Source organism: Granulicella sp. L60 (genome assembly GCF_009765825.1).
Classification (GTDB): Bacteria; Acidobacteriota; Terriglobia; order Terriglobales; family Acidobacteriaceae; genus Edaphobacter.
This window is the reverse complement of the sequence record NZ_LMUR01000015.1, coordinates 194,792-210,238: the sequence shown is the minus strand read 5'-3', so window position 1 is coordinate 210,238 and position 15,447 is coordinate 194,792. Positions and strand designations below refer to the sequence as shown.

Below are 15,447 nucleotides of genomic sequence, written 5' to 3'. Positions count from 1 at the left end.
AGGGGAATCCACCTGATGGCAGCAGCTCACGATCTCGACTCGATTGATTACAACATTGTGTGTGCGCTGGCCGCGGATGCCAGGCTTTCTTATGCGGAGCTTGGCCGTAAGGTGGGGCTCTCTCCTTCGGCAGTTGCGGAACGGGTGCACCAGTTGGAGGCTGATAAGGTCATCCTCGGATACCGGGCTTTGCTGGACGAGAGAGCTTTCGGGTACTCGGTCATCGCGTTCATTCGACTGACGTGTGACAACACGCACTATAGGCCATTTTTGAAGTTTTTGCCCACTATCGATGCGATACAGGAGTGCCACCATATTACGGGCGGCGACGCTTTCCTGATCAAGGTGATGCTTACGTCTATCGACCAGCTGGAGCCGTTGATTGAGCGTCTGCTTCCCTATGGGATGCCAACGACGAGCATGGTTCTTTCGACGCCGGTCTCTCGCCAACAGGAGGCGTGGCTGCTGAAGAACGCCGGACTCTCCGGACGATCTTCGGAGAGATAATCCGGCAGTCGTACGGTGGCCCTTATCTGGAGCAAACTCACGAAGATTGTCTTATCCCGTGGTGCCAAACTGCGTTTGCGTCATCTAAGTTCCGAGGGCTCAGGAGGTTCGGGATGAGGGTGAGCAGGGAGAGGATGGTAGAGCATCGTGAGAAGATCCTTTCTTCGGCAGCGAAGCGTTTTCGGGAGCGAGGCTTTGAAGGTATCGGCGTTGCGGAGGTGATGAAGGAGGCCGGGCTGACGCATGGGGGATTCTATGGACACTTTGCTTCCAAAGAGGATCTGATTGCGTGCGCTACAGAGCGGGCGATGAGTGATTCGGCGGCAAGGTGGGAGCGGGTGATGACAGAGGCGAAGGGCGATCCGCTGCAGGCGTTGACGGAAAACTACCTGACACTGAGGCACTGCAAAGATCCGGGTGCGGGCTGCCTTTTTCCGTCGCTTGGAGGTGAGCTGGCGCGGCAACCTGTAACGGTTCGGCGTGTGGTTACGGAGGGGCTACAGCGGTTCATCCAGACGCTTGAAGGTTTTATTCCAGGGCGCGGAGAGGTGGTACGCAGGAAGAGGGCGATTGCGGCATACGCGAGCCTCGTTGGAGGATTGGTGCTGGCTCGAAGCACGGCGGATAGCGCGCTGGCGGAGGAGATCCTCGATACGGTCGCTGAGTCGTTGTCGCATAGTGTTGCGAGTGTTTGAAACTCAGGTGCGTAGGTGCAGGCTTGAGTTTTAGACCTCTACCAGTACTCGTCCGTAGCGCTTCTCGACGTACTCGTTGAGGATAACCTGAAACTCCTCCACGATCTGGTCGCCCTTGAGAGTGGTGAATAGCTTTCCATCAACGTAGACAGGGGCCTTGGGCTCTTCGAAGGTTCCGGGGAGCGAGATGCCAATGTTGGCGTGTTTGGATTCGCCGGGGCCGTTGACGATGCAGCCCATGACGGCGAGCTTGAGCTCTTCGACGCCGGGGTACTGCTTCTTCCACTCGGGCATGGAGGCGACAAGGTAGCTTTGGATACGTTCGGCGAGTTCCTGGAAGTAGGTGGAGGTGGTGCGGCCACAGCCGGGGCAGCTGGTGACCTGAGGCATGAAGCTGCGGATACTGAGCGACTGCAGGATCTGCTGGCCGCAGCGAACCTCTTCGCTACGATCGCCACCGGGGGTGGGGGTGAGGCTGACGCGGATGGTGTCTCCGATGCCGGCCAGGAGGAGCGGGGCGAGACCGGCGGCAGAGGCGACGATTCCCTTCATGCCCATTCCGGCTTCGGTGAGGCCGAGGTGGAGCGCGTAGTCGCAACGCTTCGCCAGTTCGGTGTAGACGTCGATGAGGTCGCGTACTCCGGAGACCTTGGCGGAGAGCAGGATCTGATCGCGGCGGAGTCCGTAGCGCTCGGCGGCAGCTGCGTTGTCGAGAGCGGAGACGACCATCGCTTCCATCATGACGTCGCGCGCGGGCAGCGGATTTGCGGACTTGGAGTTTTCGTCCATCATCTTGGTGAGGAGAGCCTGGTCGAGCGATCCCCAGTTGACGCCGATGCGGACGGGCTTCTGGTGCTTGACGGCGACCTCGACCATGGTGCGGAAGTTGTCGTCGTCCTTGCGGCCGATGGAGCAGTTGCCGGGGTTGATTCTGTACTTGGCCAAAGTCTCGGCGGTGTCGGGATACTTGGTAAGGAGCTGGTGGCCGTTGTAGTGGAAGTCGCCGATGATGGGGGTGTTCCAGCCTTTTTTTGCGAGACCCTCGACGATGTAGGGCACGGCTTTGGCGGCGTCGTCGTTGTTGACGGTGATGCGAACCATCTCGGAGCCGGCGCGGGCGAGCGCGGCAACCTGCTGAATGGTGCCTTCTATGTCGGCCGTGTCGGTGTTGGTCATCGACTGCACTACTACGGGTGCATCGGAACCGACCCGGACACCACCAATATTTACCGTTACCGCACGTCGACGCTGTATGTCTGGCATAAAGTCTCCACTGTCAAGTTTATCACTGCACCGCACTCAAGCCACCTGATACACCAGCGTTGCTGGCCCTAAGCCCAGTTGCGTAGAGCAGTGGAGTATAACCTCTACTTGCGACATCGGATACACTAGCTGTGGTTCCTCGCATACTTGGCATCACAGCTAGGTTGCGATCTGCCCCTCGAAAACATGGCCCGGTAGCTCAGTTGCATAGAGCAGCGCACTCCTAACGCGAAGGTCGCAGGTTGGACTCCTGCCCGGGCCACCACAAATCCTAATAAGTCTGGTCAACGTGTGGATTGAGATCTGTCTACCGATGCGAGGCGGCCTTTAAGGCTGTATCCGCGCCTCTATTCGTCACTCGTCATTTATGACTCATGGGCTGATTGTTTCGGAGCAGCAGGTGTTGACGTTGATGCAGATGTAGCGCTTTGGGCTGCGGATGACAATAATGGTCGGGAAGGAACTCCTCATGCGACGTCGTCTGCTGTCTGCCCTGCTTCTTTTTTTGTTTTGTACTCCGGTCTTTGCTGTGTCCGTCTTTCGCACGCAGCCGGATGATCCTAAGGCCGTGATCGTCACCGGGGTGCGTGCGGATGGCGTGGCGGACGACTCTGCCGCGCTGCAGCGCGCCATCGATAAGGCAGCAGGAACAGGCTCCGAAGGCCTGGTCTTCGTTCCCTCAGGACGCTATTGCCTGACGCGCACGCTGTACGTGTGGCCGGGCGTGCGGGTCATCGGCTTCGGCGAGAAGCGCCCCATTTTTGTGCTTGCGGACAATACGCCCGGCTTTCAGAAGGGCGTGGCCGATATGGTTATATTTACCGGTCCTCGGCCCAACGCCTCGCGCTCTGACGATACGGAGGTGCCGTTTCCGCCGCCGGGTAGCGTGCCTCCTGATCCGAAGATTGCCGATGCAACCCCCGGCACCTTCTACTCTGCGATGAGTAATATCGACTTTGAAATCGGCAGTGGGAATCCTGCTGCCATTGGCATCCGATTCCATGCAGCCCAGCATGCATTTCTCAGCCATATGGACTTCCACGTCGGCTCCGGGTTGGCCGCACTGACGCAGGTAGGCAACGAGGCAGAAGACCTGCACATCTACGGTGGCCGCTATGGCATCCTCACCGAAAAGACTTCGCCGGCGTGGCAGTTCACGTTGATCGACTCCACCTTTGAAGGCCAGCGCGAGTCGGCGATTCGCGAGCATGAGACTGGTCTTACGCTGATTCGCGATACCTTTCGCAATGTGCCAGCGGCCATTGATATTGACCCGCAGTACTACGACCAGCTTTGGGTGAAGGACAGTCGCTTCGAAGACATCACTGGCCCGGTCGTCACGATCAGCAGCGAGAAGAGTCCGCTAAACGAGATTGGATTCGAGAACGCAACGCTGAGCCATGCGCCAACCTTCGCGCTGTTCCGCGAGAGCGGCAGGAAGATCGCAGGAAAAGGCGACGCGTACCGTGTAAGCAGTTTTAACTATGGGTTGATCGTGCCGACCGAGGGTGTGATGGGAAGCATCGGCCTGCGTTATGACGCGTCGCCGCTTGCATCCATGCCTGCGCCGTTGCCACCGGCCTTCCCAGCGTTGCCGCAGACAAGTGATTGGACAAACGTAAAGACCCTGGGCGTGAAGGGCGATGGCACAACGGATGACACTGAGGCTATCCAGCGCGCCATTGCATCGCATCGCGTGCTGTACTTTCCCAGCGGCCACTACATCGTGACCGACACGCTGACGCTGAAGCCGGATACGGTACTTGTCGGCCTGCATCCTACGCTAACGCAGCTCGATCTGCCGGACGATACACCTGGCTTTCGAGGCGTGGGTACGCCGAAGCCGGTGGTGCTCGCTCAATCGGGCGGCACGAACATCCTCTCCGGCATCGGCATCCTCACCAACGGCGTGAACCCGCGCGCGGTGGGCACGCTGTGGATGGCGGGAGAGCAGTCGCTGATTGATGATGTGCGCTATCTCGGCGGACACGGCAGCGGCACGAACCCATATAACAACAATCACACTGCCGATCCGGACCTGAAAAAGCGTTGGGATAGTCAGTATCCGAGTCTGTGGATCACGCATGGAGGCGGTGGTACTTTCGCCAACATCTGGACTCCGAATACCTTTGCGCAGGCCGGCTTTTACGTCTCCGACACGAAGACGCCTGGCCACGTCTACGAACTCTCGAACGAGCACCACGTCCGCGTGGAGATCAAGCTGGATCACGTAGAGAACTGGAACATCGACGCGCCGCAGACAGAGGAAGAAGCAGGTGAGAGCCCGGAGGCGCTGTCGTTGGAGATCAGTTTTTCACGGAATATCACCATTGCCAACTATCATGCATACCGCGTCACGCGCAGCCGCGCTCCGTTCCCCACGGCAGTGCGCGTCTTCCACTCGCAGGATATTCACTTCCGTAACGTACATGTGAATGCTGAGAGTGGCTATGCGACGTGCGATGCGAACGGTTGCGGCACGTTTCTGCGGGTGAGCAAGTATCCGTATGAGAACGCCATCATGGACGTAACGCATCACCTCGAGGTGCGCGAGCGCGAGTTTGCGGTGCTCGATATTCTGGCGCAACCGGTGCGGTCTGCGGTTCAGAGTACGTCTGCGGTGCTCAGCGATAACGGTGTGGAGAAGCTGGAGGATGGCTTCTTCTCTATCGCAGGCGCGGCCGTGGATGCTGCAGGCAAGCTCTACTTTGTAGACAGGCATGAGCAGCGGATCTATGGCTGGTCGCGCGCGGAGGGACTGAGCATTGAACGAGATGCGCCGCTCGACCCGGTTAACCTGGCCTTCGATAAAGCTGGCGATCTGCTGGTGCTATCATCCAGCGGCCCAGAGAGTACGGTGTACACGTTCCGCCCTGGTTCGCCGGAGAGCGAGATCACGGTGCTGCAGCCGCAGCCCACCACGCAACACGCCGGCGCAACGGCGCTGTTGCCGATGAACTACTGGAACAATGGTGAGTTCAAGGACCAGCTTCATCCCCAGGCCATGACTTACACCACGCTTGCAGAGATGTTTGCGCAGGACGTCTCCACCCCGAAGGCGCGTGAGTATGTTTCGCCTGACGGCAGCGTATTTCTACTCGCGGGGCGTGTCTTTCAGCAGGGTCCTGCGACGGATACCTCGGGCTGGCGCTTCTCCGACAATCTGGATACGTATGGCTTCATCCATGCCACGCCCGGCAGCCGCGTCTATGTCAGCAGTGCATCGGAGGACATCACATACAGCGCGTTGGTTAACTCCGACGGAACACTGACGGATCTGAAACGATTCACTGACCGCGGAGGCGAGAGTGTTGCGGTGGATGCCAAGGGGAATGTCTACGTGGCGAACGGCGAGATCTTCGTCTACAGCCCACAGGGCAAGCAGATCGCGGAGATCGATGTGCCGGAGCGCCCACTGGATCTTGTCTTCGGAGACAAGGATCAGAAGACGCTGTTCATCCTGGCGCATCATGCACTCTTCGCCGCACACGTTCGCTAATGGTAAGAGCAAAGACACGAAATGCCTTCAAGGAGTGCTCAGAACCCATCTGAGTTCAGCATGAGAGTGAGACGATCCTTGAGTGTTGAGCGCGCTACGGAAGTATGAGAGCGAATGCAAGCAACATAGATTAGCTGGCGTCTGATTTTCTTCAAGAGATCAGTTACCAACAAGCGCTTCTTGGAAGAGACGGTTCTACTTCACTCGATCCGGTTTAGAACCAATCAGATTAAAGACCTGCATGATTTGGCTGAAGAGATTAGTTGCACTATTTTTTGTGCAGCTCGTGTATGATAGGCAAAATTATTCTTCCTATTTTGATATTGGACACCCGCTCCTTATGTTTGCGAGTGGCGAAATCCTTCAAAACGAAAGAGGAACGCGAATGGCTGACGAGCTGAGAACCAGATTTACCAGAGCAAGACTGGCTGCAATTGTTGGACACAAACTACGTGAAGATGGTCACTGCCAAGCTAGCTCGCATGTGGCGATCGTTCCGAAGATGGGGTACCTGGTGGCCATCGATAACGGAGACTCGGTGACGATCAGGCTGGTTGAGGAGCTCACCGAAGCCGCTTAGGTCTGACGTTGCTGTCTGCGCAGCGGGAATCACTTCGGCTGTGGGAACATGATCTGCTCGTAGACACGCTCGAGCGCCTCTGGGCTGACGCTGACACGTCCGCGATAAGGATTGTCGAGTGAAGCGACGAGATAGATGAGCAACCCGATGAGAGCTGAAAATATAATTGTCATCCAGAAGTGCATCTTAAAACTTGCAGTGTGAAAGAACCATGTGCTCGCGATACTGAGTAGTGCGCCCGCTACAACGACGAGCCAGAGGGGTCCGGGTAGTTCGTCGGTGACACTGTTCAAACGTGCGCGGCGGCTTTCGGTGAGGTCGTTAAAGGCGCGATAGGCCTCCGCCGCAATAATCTTCTGTCTTTCAGTGTTGGGCTCGAAGGACATAAAGTCTCTCTGAAAATCTGATAGGGCGCCACTGGCGTTGTTGGGCACAATGCCTCGCTGCTGCATGGGCCAGCCGACGTCGATGACCTGACGGATATAGGTACGCAGATCATTCTGCAAAGCAGAGCGAACAGGATCAGGGTAGGCGCTGATGTCGCGGTAGAGTGCGCCGACAGCAATGGCTTCGTGATCTACCTTGTTCTCAACTTCGGAGTAGGTCTCCCAAGTTCCAACGGCGACCAGTCCGAGGGTGATTCCGTAAAAGACGGTGACTGCGGCGAGGTAAAAGCCAACGATGTCGTTGTGGGAGTGGTCGATCAGGTGAAGGCGACGGACCAGAGGCCGGGTGAGATAGAGTCCGGCTAAACCAACAATGATGAAGATGCCGACGATTAACGTTCCGAGAAGCCAGTTAGACAAATCGTAAATCCAATGAAGATCCACGGATGTCCCTCCCGGACAAAGTTTGAGATTTAGGTGCAAACAGTGCGAGCTTGTCCGGCACAACCGAAGGGAAATATCTCCTCCTCCGGTTGTGTCGGACGCATCCTTACATTGCTGCTATTTCTTGTTGGCTGGAACGCGCTCGACTTCGACCTGCTGACGACGAACCGTGTCGTGTACCGTTTCGACGTGATCGGAGCCGGTCTTGCCGATGACTACTTCTTCGGCGATACGAGAGGACTTCGAAACAACGGCCTCTTCTGCGGTTTCGAGCACTTCGATCGTCGAATCGGACCAGTCGATATCCTTAACGTAATTAGGATCTGAGATGGCGCGGCGCACAACTTCGGCATGCTCTTCGTGCAAGGTCACGTTCTCCTCAACCGGCTTCTCTGTGACAAAGCGGCGAATGCGCGTGGTGCCCTGTTCGACCAGCCGCTTGCCTACTTCAAGATGCTCTTCAGCGAGACGAAGGACCTGCTCTTTTCCGAGGTCGGAGGTAACGGGTCTTGCTGGCAAAGCAGCAGCAGCGACGGCGGCTGCTGCTGCTGCCGGAGCAGCAATGGTTGCCGCGGACTCCTTTGAGATGACGCCGGTATCGACAGCGCGATCTTTTACGTCAACCAGGTTGTGCTGGTTGAGGATCGCTATCGCTTTGGGCACGTCTTCTTGTGCAGCGCGGAGGGTGAGAACGACTCCGCCGGACTCGACGGCCTTCGCGTAGACGGTTGCTTCATGCTGTTCGATGTCTCCGCCAAAGAGACGATGCCAAAGGCCTGGCTCGCGCAAAGCGGTATCGCTCTTGGGGAGATCCTTCCCGCTGACGATGCTGATCTCATCGTCGTGAAAACCTGCGTGCTGGAGGTTGGTCTCGGCGGACTGTGCATGCTCCGCGGTATCGAATAGTGTAACGATCTTCTCGTAGGCGCTCATTTGTATTCCTTTCTGGGTTCGGTTGCATTGGATTGAGCCCCCGCTTCAGGGACCGCAGGCTGTTCTATGGGGAGGCGAGTTATCTCGGCTTCCTGCCTCCGCAAGGTGACTGATTCCTGATACCGTTCTGTTTGTTTAATCCGTCGAATGTACACTTCTTCTTTAAGTACTAAGTGCCGTTCCACTTTAAGGACTTCTTCAACGACGGGAATGATGGTGACATCGCCCTCCTGGCGTATGGAGGGCATGACCTCAACTTGTCGGTCGATGGGGACGTGTTCGACCTCGACTTTTTCCAACTGCAGGAGCTCATCCACCAGTTGCTGGTGAGTATGAGTGACTCGGGAGACACGCACCCGTGCAGTTTCGACAACGCGCTTGGTAACGGAGAGTTCTTCTTCAAAGACCGGGATGACGGTTTCGCGGTCGACTCTCGTGACTGCGGTATCAACCGCGTCCGAATGATTAAGGGACGGATTCATGATGAAGAACCTCGAAGCAAAGCGGGATATGAGGGGCTAGTCGCTACTTGGCTGTGACCAGCATCGAGATGCGCCGGTTGAGTGCTCGACCATCCGCAGTGGAGTTGTCCGCTACGGGATGGTCCTCGCCGTATCCTTTGGCGACCAGCCTGGTCCGGTCAATGCCCATGGTCTCCAACTGATTGACGACGCTGTTAGCGCGGTCCTGAGAGAGCTTCAGGTTCTGCGCGGCGTCGCCGGTGTTGTCGGTGTAGCCGCCGATGGTGAGGTGGACTGCAGGGTAGGCTTTGAGGATGGCGGCGATGTTGTTGAGTTGGTCGGCGGACTGGGGTTGTAAGGTATCTGAGCCGGTATCGAAGAGGAGACGGTCGAAGTCAAACCATGAAGTTTTGTCAGGAGAACGAGCTGGATCTTTGATGAAGGCCAGGAGTTTGCCTTCTACGCCGCGCTCGGGGATGTGAAGAGTGGTGGAGTCGGGCAGAGTGGCGTCAACCAAGGTGCCAAGGTCGGCGCCAGTGGAAGATGTGATTGTGGCTGGTACTGGAGCAGACACGGCGGGAACGGTTGTCTCCGGCTGGGTTGCAACTATGGGTTGATGCGAGCGATTCCACCAGAAGCCCAGCAAGAGCGCGAGCACTAACAGGCCGAGGAGCCAGGGCAGGATAGAGCGACGCTCTTCGTCGCGCACGGACTGAGCTATAACCGGGTTGACGTCTACTTTATGCGTGGAAACAGGGACAGGTTGGCGGTGGAAGCCTTCCGGAAGTAGCCCCTTCAACGCGTCGCTTTCACGAGTGAGGAAGCTTGGGAGATTCGTTAGGCTAACGCTGCCATCACGAACCTTACTGCCGATGAAGCCAAGCACTGTCTGGGCGCCGATTGCCAGCAGGGTGGAAGCTGCCGAGGTACGCAGGCCAGTCTTGCTCCCAAGTGCTTCCGTGATAGCGCTCAGTCGTCCGCCGAAGATAGTCGAAAGGAACTGAGAGCCTCCTGTGAGGAAGGTAGAGGCAGGGGTAGTCAGTGAGCCGTTGGACAGCGCAGAACTGATAGCGTTCTCCGGGGTCGCCGAGGCTAACTTCAAGACTTGGCTGACAAAACCCTGATCGCCCGACTTTTGAGCAAGGCCGTTGGCAACGGAGGCTACGGATGACTGGAGGCCATCGAGGATAGTTGTTTCCGATGCCCCAAAGTGACTGGCGATGCTCTGAATTGAATGAGTCGGGAGGGCAGCTGAGATGGTTGCGAGCGAGGAATTCTGCACGGTTATTGCCTCCTGAGCGGAAAAGCGTGGCCCGTCGATCCTGTTTCGAGGTTAGCCTAAGCTCTTGGAGGCAAACGGCGCAAGCATGTTCGTTCAATTTTTACAATAACTTTTTAGTTGCATGAATTACTTATTTGATGACTTCAGCTAAACGACATCAGAAGGAAGATGTTCTGGTAATCAATCGCCCCCCACCAGAAATGAGTGGTTACACAAACAGTCCGCCCTCGAAGCTCCGGTAGCCTGCGACTTTAGTTAGATACACCACGAATTCGACTCTACCTTCGGTATCTCGATGTCCAGCCTCTGACCTCACATCCACAGCCCTGCAGGTGCGCAGAGAATGAACACCGGCATTCAGGACATACCCAAGCTGTTGCTGGAATCTTGCGTTCGTCATCCAAGGCAAAGCCAGCCCGAAGCTACTGGATACCTATAAACATAACCGTGCCCCGATGATACGAATCGTCCTTGCCGAGACAGAAGGCCTCACGCTTGGTGTTCTCGCTAGAGTCGTCGATGCGGTTTAATCAATCCGCTGCTAGACCCGCTTCACTTCTCTGCAGTTTAGACATCGCTTCAGCGTCCCGTCTAATCGAACGATCTTGATATGAATCTAATGCGAAGACTGCGGCGCGTCGTTTTTAGTGCTGATACGGCTCCATCGATTTCAGATCGGAAGCATGAGCTAGTTTGCAAAAACGATCCTGCGAGAATACGGCTCACTCCGTCACAAAGAAAAAATTCAGATTACTGTAGCCAAATTCATGTTCTCGACTCCAACCCCGAGCGTGAACTGCGGACTGAGTCGCGGCCGGAATCATTGCAAGGAATATAACAATTGTTATGAAGGAAACACTTGAGAAGCAAGAGTCGTATCCAGACGCCGTGGCAAATCCTCGGATGTGGATGGTCAATCTAACCAGTCTGCTCTTCATTCTGTTGCAAAGCGCCTGTACTGCCGTCATTGCGCTCAGCGGTATCAGCGCCGCGATTGGATTGGGTTCGTTTGCTGCTGCGCTTGGCCTGAATCGTCTGGGCGGCAGCTTCCACAACGATGTTATTCGCATTCCAATGATGGCCGTCGCCCTTATCGGTTCCCTGATCAATCTCTACGTTCTATGGCGAGTTCGTAGTCTGCGTACCCGACCCGCATCGCAGTGGAGGATTCGCGTTTCTTCCTCGAAACAGAGGCGAGCAGAGCTGTTCCAGTTCTCCATCTCTCTATTGACGGTAGCCCTTGTGATAGCCGAGTGGGTAGCGCACGAGTTCCTCCATCGCCACCATTAGAGAATGGTCATACAGGAGATCGCAATGATGGTCATGGTCAGACTTGCTGTGGAGGCACCCCAGAGTCACGCGCGACAACCGGGAGGAGTACACGAATCTTTCCGGGTGTTGTAACCAATCTGTCGACCACGTCTCTAACATTAGACATCTCGAAGACCGTTAAACATGTGTCGGCCACGAGTGAGTTGGCCGACCAAAGAAAAGAGTCGCGAATGAAAACATTGATTCAGTGGTACCACCGTTTCAGCCGTTTGGCTTCCTATCTCCAATCTCCATTTCTTCTCGCAGTCCGACTGTACTGGGGATGGCAATTTGCTCAATCGGGTTGGGGGAAGCTCCATCATCTGGACAAGATTACCGATTTTTTCACCAGTCTGCAGATTCCGTTTCCTGCTGTGAGTGCGCACTTCGTCTCAGGCCTGGAGTTTGTCGGCGGAATTCTATTGATCCTGGGATTAGGATCAAGGCTGACGGGATTTCTCCTTGCCGGTAATATGTTGGTTGCTTATTGGACTGCTGACCGCGAAGCGCTCTCTTCGATCTTTTCAGATCCCGGCAAATTCTATATTGCCGATCCCTACACATTTTTCTTCGCATCCGCTATGGTGTTGGTATTCGGTGCGGGGCTGTTTTCGATAGACGCCATCCTGACGAGGCGTTTCCGGACATGGGTCGAGAAACAATGACAGAGATCTCCAGTAGCAGGGATGAAGCGCAAATGATCGCGTCAATCCTTTCAGGTAATACGCAAGAGTTCCATAGCCTGATCCGACCTTACGAACGCAGCGTCTTCAGCATGGCACTTTCGTTGCTTCAAAACGAGGCAGACGCGGAAGACGCGGCACAGGACGCGTTCCTCAAGGCTTTTCGCAATCTCAAGGCATTTCGCGCTGAGTCGAAGTTCAGCACCTGGCTCATCAGCATCACCCTGAACGAAGCAAGAAGCCGGCTTCGCAAGAAGAAGACGATGAAGGTTCAGTCTATCGAGGAGCAGCAGGAGGAGCATAATCATGCGTCTCCGGCGCTCTTGCGGGACTGGCGGGAGATCCCGTCTGAGGCTTTGGAGCGGCAGGAGGTCAAGTTGATATTGCAGCAGGCAATTACCGACCTACCGTTGATCTATCGCGAGATCTTTCTGTTGCGAGATGTTGAAGAGCTGTCCGTGAATGAGTCGGCGGAGACGCTTGGCATCAGCGTTGCATCCGTAAAGGTGCGCCTGCATCGTGCCCGCATGATGCTGCAAAAGAAGCTCGCTCCACAGCTGAAACAGACGAGTCCGAAGCGGAGGTGGCTGCCATGGTTATAGACTGCAAGCATGTCTGGGAGCACATCTCCGGCTACCTGGATGGGACTCTCGCCCCAGAGCAACTGGAACAGGTGCAGAAACATCTTGAGCACTGCGAGATCTGTTCAGCAATTCTAGACTCGACGCGAAACATCTTGATCCTCACGGCGGACGACCGGGTATTTGAGTTACCGCTTGGCTTCAGCGAGCGCCTGCATGCTCGTCTGGACGATGAAATAAAACGCATCTCGCCGGAGGTTACCTGATAAAGCGACCAACCTCAACCTCATCCTCATAGAGGAAGAGATACTAACGGCGTCATAAAATTCACTGCCTGTTCAAACTTTCCTGTGACCTTTTACTCCCCTTGTTAGTCTCAATGGGTGATCCACAAGAGAAGGTGCAACCCTTTATCAACCTGCTGTGTTTCAGCGTAGTCCAAATCAACGCCCAGTACGCATAGCGGCTGGCCCACTAAGAGAAAGGCATCTCCAATGAAGAATTCTACACAGTCTCTCGCTCTGGCCGCCGCTTTCGCCGGCCTCCTCGGTGGTACCGCAGTCCGCGTCAACGCACAGCCCGTTCAGCCGAATGGTACGCCGACCGCGAGCCAGTCCTCTCAGGCAGGTGTCCTCCTCGCTCAGAGCACACAGCCCGATCTTCCCAAGCACTCCTGTAAGGGAAAGAACGACTGCAAGGGACAGGGCGGCGGCAAGAATGCCGGCAAGAATGACTGCAAGGGCAAGGGCGGATGCGCGACTGACGGCTCCAAGCCTGCAAAGAGCTAACTACTTCTTTCGGCTGGAGGCTTGAATTCCTTCTCAAGCCTCCAGCGAGCGTTCAATCGTCGGTCTAACGGAGTAAGTGATGCCACCAAATCGTTTCAATGGATTTTGCGACTACGGCGTGGGAATCGGACTGCGTGTTCCTCATTATGACCATATCTTCGCCGAAAAACCCGTTGTCGACTGGTTCGAGATCATCTCCGAAAACTACATGATTGATGGAGGCCGTGCCCTATACACGCTCGACCAAATCCTCGATCGCTATCGTGTGGTTCAGCATGGTGTATCCATGTACTTTGGTTCGGCGCAACCTGCCGATCGGGAGCACCTCAAGCGCCTTAAGGCACTTACGCGGCGAACAAAAACCCCTTGGCTCTCCGATCATCTCTGCTGGGGTAGCGTCGACGGCCGGTACACACATGACCTACTGCCGATGCCCTACACCTTTGAAGCTGTACGAGCTACGGCGTCGCGCATTCGCGAAGTCCAAGACTTCCTTGAGATTCCCATCGCGGCCGAGAATGTAAGCAGTTATGCGGAGTTTCATCAGTCCGAAATGACGGAATGGGAGTTTCTGAATGAGGTCGTCGAGGCGGCCGACTGCGGCATACTGCTGGATGTCAACAACATCTATGTATCCTCTCAGAATCACGGCTTCGACCCCTTCGACTACGTCAATAACATTCCCGCTGAGCGGGTTGCACAGATACATATTGCGGGTCATTCGAAGTTCGAGAAGTACATCCTGGATACCCATGATCATCCCGTTCTCGATCCAGTGTGGCGTCTCTACGCACGAGCAATAGAGCGGACAGGTCCCACTGCAACGTTGCTTGAGTGGGACGATAACATTCCTTCGTTCCAAGAGGTTCACACTGAAGCGCTGAAGGCGATGCAGTATCTTGATCCCTCATTTACTTCCAACATCCCGGGTGATTCTGTAGGCGCACCTACTCTTGAGGTTGTCCAGTCGTGAATCTTCTCGATCTACAACGACGCATGGCTGAGGATGTTATGAGGCCTCTGACCTCCGACTTCCTGATGCAGACTACGACCGCGGACGGAAGTTCAACTCATGAACTTGCTCAAAGCTATATCAAGCCAAATGATCGCCTCGAATCATTTGAGCGGCTCGAGATCTACAACCGGCAGTACTGGTTTCGTGTGATCGGAGCTGTAGCGGAAGATTATCCAGGACTGCAGGCTGTCCTGGGGGATAAGCCATTTGATCGCCTGGTCCTCGAGTATCTGAAGGAAAATCCGTCCACATCGTTCACCCTTCGCAACCTTGGATCTAAGTTGCCGCAATGGCTCGAAGGGCACCCCGAGTTTGCTCCCAATCGCCACGACCTTATACTCGATGTCGCTCGGCTAGAATGGGCTTATGTCGAAGCTTTCGATGGAGGTTCTGTTCCAGCGTTACTCGGCTCCGACTTCAGTTCTCTCGGCGCTGAATCACTTCTATTTTTGCAGCCCCACTTACAACTATTAAGCCTCAAATATCCGGTAGATGAACTTGTCCTCGCCGTACATCGGGAGACAAGCCCCAGCGACATGATGAGCAACGCGGTATCCGAACGCAAGCAACTTCATAAGATGCGTTTGCCCAAAATGCGCCGATCTTCTGTCTATCTGGCGGTTCATCGTTACGAAAACTCGGTCTATTACAGGCGAATCGACCGCGAAGCATTCCGTTTATTCGCAGCGCTTCAGAGAGGCACTCCTCTTGGCCTGGCGCTCGAAGAGGCGTTTCTCGAGAGCGTTCTCTCTGCAGAAGATCAGGCAGCAACCATTCAGCAATGCTTCGCTCATGCCTCCGAGCTAGGCTGGTTCTGCAAGCAACGAGACGAGTAAGTATGCTGCGCTCCGTCCTTGCCAAGCTAACAGGCGATTGAATCAGCACATCTGGGAGCAAGAACTCCCTTGTAGAGATTTAATCAGACCATCCAGCACAAACGATTGCGAAACAAAGGACATGAAACGTCAGGGTAGCAATTCGCGAAAACGACTTGTTCCGGTATAACAAAATACCAACAC

At 55.5% G+C, this 15,447-nt stretch carries 16 protein-coding genes, 1 tRNA gene and 1 pseudogene; 13 read left to right on the top strand and 5 right to left on the bottom strand.

All coding sequences use genetic code 11. The features are described from left to right. Nucleotides 1-15: 15 nt before the first annotated feature. Complete coding sequence (locus GSQ82_RS08110) at nt 16-507, top strand: Lrp/AsnC family transcriptional regulator (RefSeq protein WP_158791789.1); 492 nt, start codon at nt 16-18, stop codon at nt 505-507. 113 nt (nt 508-620) lie between these two features. Further along, complete coding sequence (locus tag GSQ82_RS08105) at nt 621-1,202, top strand: TetR/AcrR family transcriptional regulator (protein WP_158791788.1); 582 nt, start codon at nt 621-623, stop codon at nt 1,200-1,202. 30 nt (nt 1,203-1,232) lie between these two features. Here GSQ82_RS08105 and ispG read toward each other — a convergent pair whose 3' ends face one another. Further along, nucleotides 1,233-2,465, bottom strand: a complete 1,233-nt coding sequence (ispG, locus tag GSQ82_RS08100; protein ID WP_158791787.1) for a flavodoxin-dependent (E)-4-hydroxy-3-methylbut-2-enyl-diphosphate synthase — start codon at nt 2,463-2,465, stop codon at nt 1,233-1,235. A 188-nt stretch (nt 2,466-2,653) separates the two neighbouring features. Here ispG and GSQ82_RS08095 point away from each other — a divergent pair. The 3 genes from GSQ82_RS08095 to GSQ82_RS08085 all read left to right on the top strand — a co-directional run bounded on the left by GSQ82_RS08095 (nt 2,654) and on the right by GSQ82_RS08085 (nt 6,544). Further along, nucleotides 2,654-2,730, top strand: a tRNA-Arg gene (locus GSQ82_RS08095). A 204-nt stretch (nt 2,731-2,934) separates the two neighbouring features. Further along, nucleotides 2,935-5,964 (top strand): glycosyl hydrolase family 28-related protein, encoded by a 3,030-nt coding sequence (locus tag GSQ82_RS08090; protein WP_158791786.1) that lies wholly within the window; start codon nt 2,935-2,937, stop codon nt 5,962-5,964. 241 nt (nt 5,965-6,205) lie between these two features. After that, nucleotides 6,206-6,544 carry a hypothetical protein gene (locus tag GSQ82_RS08085; protein WP_158791785.1) on the top strand — a complete coding sequence of 113 codons (339 nt, stop codon included), beginning with the start codon at nt 6,206-6,208 and terminating at the stop codon, nt 6,542-6,544. Nucleotides 6,545-6,573: 29 nt separating this feature from the next. Here the strand turns inward: GSQ82_RS08085 and GSQ82_RS08080 are convergent, their stop codons facing one another. The 4 genes from GSQ82_RS08080 to GSQ82_RS08065 form a co-directional block, all read right to left on the bottom strand. After that, nucleotides 6,574-7,350, bottom strand: coding sequence for a DUF4239 domain-containing protein (locus GSQ82_RS08080; protein ID WP_158791784.1), 777 nt, complete (start codon nt 7,348-7,350; stop codon nt 6,574-6,576). A 141-nt stretch (nt 7,351-7,491) separates the two neighbouring features. Next, a complete protein-coding gene (locus GSQ82_RS08075; protein WP_158791783.1) occupies nt 7,492-8,307 on the bottom strand; it encodes a YsnF/AvaK domain-containing protein in 816 nt (271 codons plus the stop codon). Then, nucleotides 8,304-8,789 carry a YsnF/AvaK domain-containing protein gene (locus tag GSQ82_RS08070; protein WP_158791782.1) on the bottom strand — a complete coding sequence of 162 codons (486 nt, stop codon included), beginning with the start codon at nt 8,787-8,789 and terminating at the stop codon, nt 8,304-8,306. Before GSQ82_RS08070 ends, GSQ82_RS08075 begins: the two co-directional genes overlap by 4 nt. Before the next feature lie 43 nt (nt 8,790-8,832). After that, nucleotides 8,833-10,050 carry an OmpA family protein gene (locus GSQ82_RS08065; protein ID WP_216847042.1) on the bottom strand — a complete coding sequence of 406 codons (1,218 nt, stop codon included), beginning with the start codon at nt 10,048-10,050 and terminating at the stop codon, nt 8,833-8,835. A 389-nt stretch (nt 10,051-10,439) separates the two neighbouring features. Between GSQ82_RS08065 and GSQ82_RS25655 the strand changes: the two are divergent. The 8 genes and pseudogenes from GSQ82_RS25655 to GSQ82_RS08025 form a co-directional block, all read left to right on the top strand. Beyond that, nucleotides 10,440-10,580 (top strand): annotated as a pseudogene (locus GSQ82_RS25655) (hypothetical protein); the annotation flags it as partial. A gap of 316 nt (nt 10,581-10,896) precedes the next feature. Continuing rightward, the gene (locus GSQ82_RS08055) at nt 10,897-11,340 is read left to right on the top strand and encodes a hypothetical protein (RefSeq protein WP_158791781.1); all 444 of its coding nucleotides are present in this window, start codon (nt 10,897-10,899) and stop codon (nt 11,338-11,340) included. Nucleotides 11,341-11,552: 212 nt separating this feature from the next. After that, nucleotides 11,553-12,026: a DoxX family protein gene (locus GSQ82_RS08050; protein ID WP_158791780.1), complete on the top strand. Its 474-nt coding sequence runs from the start codon at nt 11,553-11,555 to the stop codon at nt 12,024-12,026. Next, nucleotides 12,008-12,646, top strand: a complete 639-nt coding sequence (locus tag GSQ82_RS08045; RefSeq protein WP_371417182.1) for a sigma-70 family RNA polymerase sigma factor — start codon at nt 12,008-12,010, stop codon at nt 12,644-12,646. The genes GSQ82_RS08050 and GSQ82_RS08045 overlap by 19 nt, the downstream gene beginning before the upstream one ends. Continuing rightward, complete coding sequence (locus GSQ82_RS08040; RefSeq protein WP_158791778.1) at nt 12,637-12,891, top strand: anti-sigma factor; 255 nt, start codon at nt 12,637-12,639, stop codon at nt 12,889-12,891. Before GSQ82_RS08045 ends, GSQ82_RS08040 begins: the two co-directional genes overlap by 10 nt. 228 nt (nt 12,892-13,119) lie before the next feature. Then, nucleotides 13,120-13,413: a hypothetical protein gene (locus GSQ82_RS08035; protein ID WP_158791777.1), complete on the top strand. Its 294-nt coding sequence runs from the start codon at nt 13,120-13,122 to the stop codon at nt 13,411-13,413. 79 nt (nt 13,414-13,492) lie between these two features. After that, nucleotides 13,493-14,386, top strand: a complete 894-nt coding sequence (locus tag GSQ82_RS08030; RefSeq protein WP_158791776.1) for a DUF692 domain-containing protein — start codon at nt 13,493-13,495, stop codon at nt 14,384-14,386. Then, the gene (locus GSQ82_RS08025; protein WP_158791775.1) at nt 14,383-15,264 is read left to right on the top strand and encodes a DNA-binding domain-containing protein; all 882 of its coding nucleotides are present in this window, start codon (nt 14,383-14,385) and stop codon (nt 15,262-15,264) included. Before GSQ82_RS08030 ends, GSQ82_RS08025 begins: the two co-directional genes overlap by 4 nt. Nucleotides 15,265-15,447 lie beyond the last annotated feature (183 nt).